Source organism: Phytoactinopolyspora endophytica, assembly GCF_004138495.1.
Taxonomy (GTDB): domain Bacteria; phylum Actinomycetota; class Actinomycetes; order Jiangellales; family Jiangellaceae; genus Phytoactinopolyspora; species Phytoactinopolyspora endophytica.
Genome location: NZ_ML142865.1, coordinates 84,108 through 88,094 on the forward strand (window position 1 = coordinate 84,108; position 3,987 = coordinate 88,094).

3 protein-coding genes and 1 pseudogene are annotated in these 3,987 nt (G+C 64.7%); all 4 read right to left on the bottom strand.

The annotated features are described in order from the left end of the window. Nucleotide 1: 1 nt before the first annotated feature. On the bottom strand, nucleotides 2-1,165 hold the full coding sequence (locus ELR45_RS26455; protein ID WP_129668997.1) for an acyl-CoA dehydrogenase family protein: 1,164 nt from the start codon (nucleotides 1,163-1,165) through the stop codon (nucleotides 2-4). A gap of 63 nt (nucleotides 1,166-1,228) precedes the next feature. Next, a complete protein-coding gene (locus tag ELR45_RS26460; RefSeq protein ID WP_129668998.1) occupies nucleotides 1,229-2,638 on the bottom strand; it encodes an ATP-binding protein in 1,410 nt (469 codons plus the stop codon). A 108-nt stretch (nucleotides 2,639-2,746) separates the two neighbouring features. Beyond that, on the bottom strand, nucleotides 2,747-3,724 hold the full coding sequence (locus tag ELR45_RS26465; RefSeq protein ID WP_129668999.1) for an acetylxylan esterase: 978 nt from the start codon (nucleotides 3,722-3,724) through the stop codon (nucleotides 2,747-2,749). Nucleotides 3,725-3,796: 72 nt separating this feature from the next. Further along, nucleotides 3,797-3,987 (bottom strand): annotated as a pseudogene (locus ELR45_RS39170) (fucose isomerase); the annotation flags it as partial.

The following is a 3,987-nucleotide window of genomic DNA, read 5'->3' on the forward strand; positions in this document are numbered from 1 at the left end:
CTCAGACGTTGCCCTTGAACAGCTGGCGGGCCATCACCATGCGCTGGATCTGGTTGGTGCCCTCATAGATCTGGGTGATCTTGGCATCGCGCATCATCCGCTCGACGGGATAGTCACGGGTGTAGCCGTAGCCCCCGAACAGCTGGACGGCGTCGGTGGTGACCTCCATGGCGACGTCGGAGGCGAAGCATTTGGCAGCGGCGCCGAGGAAGGAGAGCCGGGGCTCGTCGCGTTCGCTGGCGGCCGCCGCGCGGTAGACCATCTGGCGTGCCGCCTCCACCTTCATGGCCATGTCGGCGAGCATGAACTGCACACCCTGGAAGTCGGAGACCGGCTTGCCGAACTGCTGCCGTTCCCGGACGTACGCCGTGGCGGCGGCGAGCGCGCCGTCGGCGATCCCGACCGCCTGGGCGCCGATGGTGATCCTGGTGTGGTCGAGCGTGCGCAGCGCGATCTTCAGCCCTTCGCCGCGTTCGCCCACCATACGGTCGCCGGGGATGCGACAGTCGTCGAAGAGCAGCTCGCGAGTGGGGGAGCCTTTGATGCCGAGCTTGCGTTCCAGCGCGCCGACGGAGAACCCCTCGTCGCTCGCCTCGACGACGAACGCGCTGATCCCGCGGCTGCCGGCCTCGGGGTCGGTCACCGCCATCACCGTGTAGAACTCCGAGACCCCGGCGTTGGTGATCCATGACTTCTGACCGTTGAGCGTCCAGCCGTCGCCGTCAGGCGTCGCTCGCGTCTTCATCGACGCGGTGTCCGAGCCGGCTTCGCGTTCGGAGAGCCCGTAGGAGAACATCGCCTCACCGCGGGCGACGGGCGGGAGATAGCGGGCCTTGATGTCGTCGGACCCGCCCAGCAGCAATGGCATGGTGCCCAGCTTGTTCACCGCGGGGATCAGCGAGCTGGACGCGCAGGCGCGTGCGACCTCCTCTATGACGATGCAGGTGGCGAGTGCGTCAGCGCCGGCGCCACCGTACTTCTCCGGGATGTGCGGGGCGTGGAAGTCTGTGGCGCGGAGCGCGTCGTACGCAGCGTGTGGAAACTGAGCGTTCTCGTCCACGTCGGCAGCATGGGGTGCCACCTTCGTGGTGCATACATCGCGTACGGCTTCGCGAATCGCCTCGTGCTCATCGGAAAGCCTGTAGAGGTCGAAGTCGGCGTCCATGGCCTCATGTTACTGGCAAGTAGCGTCCTGCGCGACGGGCGCATCCTCTTCTATAAGGATGCATCAGATGAGGTCGGTATAGATGTCTTCTGGAGTGATGAGGCGACATCGCTGATCGTTGGCAGCATAGGCGCGCAGCCGTTCGCTGAAGCCGTTGCGGGAGAAGAGATAGCGCTTCTCCTCTCCAGTGTGACCCTTCACATGCTGGGCAAGTCGATCGAGCAGGTTGAGCTCGTCAAAGTCGACTTCCTGGTTGGTCCACTTGCACATGCCGAGGACGATGGGCGTACGGTTTCCGTCGACGCCGACGACGTCGATCTCTCGTTCCTCGGTCCTGCGGTCGATGCCGGTGGGCACCTGACCCCACCAGCGCCCCACCTCGCTTACGTCGTCGGCGGTATGTAGGACGTACTGACGGCACATCTCTTCCCAGGCCAGTGATGCATGGTGGTCCAGATGAGGAAGGACGTTCTGGCGAACGTAGGTTGCGGCCAATTCGCTGCTGCGGAGCTGAGACTTTGCGGGCTCGACGAACCGGTAGTGGAAACGGAGGAACTGGTCGCTGATGGCGTACGCGGTCTTCTTCCCGCGCGGCGAGGTCGTGATTGGGCGAAGCTTCTCAACGAGGCCGAGCCGTTCGAGTGCCTCGAGAATCCTGGCCACCTGAGGAGCCGGTAGCTCGGTTCGCTGCGCAATCTCGTTGTGTCGGTTCTGTCCATAGGCGATCGAACGAAGAACGGCGCTGTGATGCGAGGGATCGGGGATGGACTGGCGAAGCATGAGCTCGGCCTCCTCGTGCAGGAGACCAGTACGTTCGAACACCTCGGAGATGAGGTGTTCGGTGAGAGGACGGTTATCGGAGAAGCGTTCGAGGTAGTACGGAATGCCACCACAGATTGAATAGGCGCGAACACGGTCGTCGGCGCTGTAGCCCGGGTGAAAGAGGGCGGCGTCCCAAGCGAGGAACGGTTCGAGCTTAAGCTGGCCGGTGCGCCGGCCGTAGAGCTGGCCGGCAAGTACGCGATCCTCGAAGAACGACAGCTCGCTTCCGGCGAGAACCAGAGTGAGGGGGAGCAGCCGTCCGGTGGTTCGCCACCATCGACTGAGAGTTGTTTCCAGCTCGGATGATCTCGTGGCAAGATACTGGAACTCGTCGAAGACGACCAGCGTGCGGTCCGCGCCGACGAACTGCGCGATAGCCGTAAAGACAGCGTCCCAGCTGGTGAGTGGCTGGTCTGTCAGTAGTCTGTTGCCAGAGCTGCGGGCAAGTTCGGCAGACACGTCACGGAGTTGCTCAGCGCGGACCGTGTCGGTGGCCTCGATGTAGAGCGCCTTCGAGCTTGTGGCTAGATGCGACAACAGTTCCGTCTTGCCTATCCGACGGCGTCCGTACACGACGAGGAGCTCTGCTTGGTTACTGGTCAGCCGTGCCTGTAACTGGGTGAGTTCGTCAACGCGGTTCAGTATGCGCACACGTAGATATTACACCGAAACTTCATGCTGTAGAAGTTTCTGCACGAGAAGTTCTCATGCGTGGAGTTCCTATGCAAAGAACGGGATGTGTGCGCGCCCGCCAGGCGTCTAGCGGCAGAGCAGGGCGTGGGTGAGCTTCAGGAAGCGGTCGTACTCGTCCGCTTCGCCTGGGTACTCCGCGTGGCCGGCGCTGAAGACGAAGATCTCCTTTTCCCCGGCTACGGCGTTGCAGACCGCGAACTGCCCCGGCGGCGGGACGGACGGGTCCCACAATGCCGGGCCCAGCACGGTGGGGATGCGGATGTGGCGTGCGGCGACGGCGGCGTCGAAGTACTGCAGGACGTCGCGGACCTCGGGGTGGTCCTCTGCGTACTGCCGGACGGCCTGGCCGCTGCCGGTGCACGGCAGGGTGAGCCGTAGCGGATGGTTCCCGAAGCTCGGAACCCGCAGCGAGGCTGCGGTGAAGCGCTCGTCCCAGGGCATTGCGAGCGCTCCGATGCCGCCGCCGAAGCTCGCGCCTATGTAGCCCAGGTTCGCGGGTCTCTCCGGCAGGATCTCGAAGAGGGCGCTGGCCGCACACCATACGTCGGCGGCGCATCCGCCGTGGATGTAGGTGTCAGGGGATTCGATGCCGACCAGCACGTGTCCGGCGCCCCGTTCGGGCACTCCCGACATGAGACTGCGCGTGGGCAGACCGCGGGCGACCGGGAAGATCGCGGCCGCGCCGTCCGGCACCATCGCCAGGTCGGGTTCGGACCGCCCGCCGTAGCCGTGGCTGATGACGACGGCCCGCTCGGCGACTCCGTCGGTGGGAAAGACTGCCCATCCGCCGATCCGGATTCCGCCGAGCGATGTGAACGTCACCTCGTAGAGTTCCACGCCGGCGGACTGAGCCGACCTCTCACCCACTGGGGTCAGCTGCGGATCGGTCTCGACGTGGAGCGCTTGCGCGTACAGCTCCTGCCAGAAACCCGTGAAGCCTTCGGGCTCGTCCGGTGCACCGACCTGCCGCAGGGCGTGCTCGTCGTAGCCGTACGTTGCGTCGAAGGCGTCCGGGCCGAACCACTCGTCATAAGGTGCGCGCATACGGCAAGTCCATCATGCCGCCTTTCACCGGACGCATCGTGACCTGGTCCGGATCGCCTCATTGGTAGTGAGTCAAGTGTTGACGTCGACGTCGCCACACAGGTGCACCGCGACGCCGAGGTTGTTGAAGAAGGCGGCCTTCGCGACGAGTGCCTTGTCGGCCGTCGTCGCGTCGGGTGCGTAGGCGACCTGGACGTGGTTCGCCTTGTGCCGCGCCATGAACTGGTCTCGGGTGACGCCGTGCAGCACGACGTGTGCGACCG

Excerpts from the sequence above, each read along its gene's own strand:
- ELR45_RS26455 (WP_129668997.1), bottom strand. The coding sequence starts at position 1,165 with ATGGACGCCGACTTCGACCTCTACAGGCTTTCCGATGAGCACGAGGCG.
- ELR45_RS26465 (WP_129668999.1), bottom strand. The coding sequence starts at position 3,724 with ATGCGCGCACCTTATGACGAGTGGTTCGGCCCGGACGCCTTCGACGCA.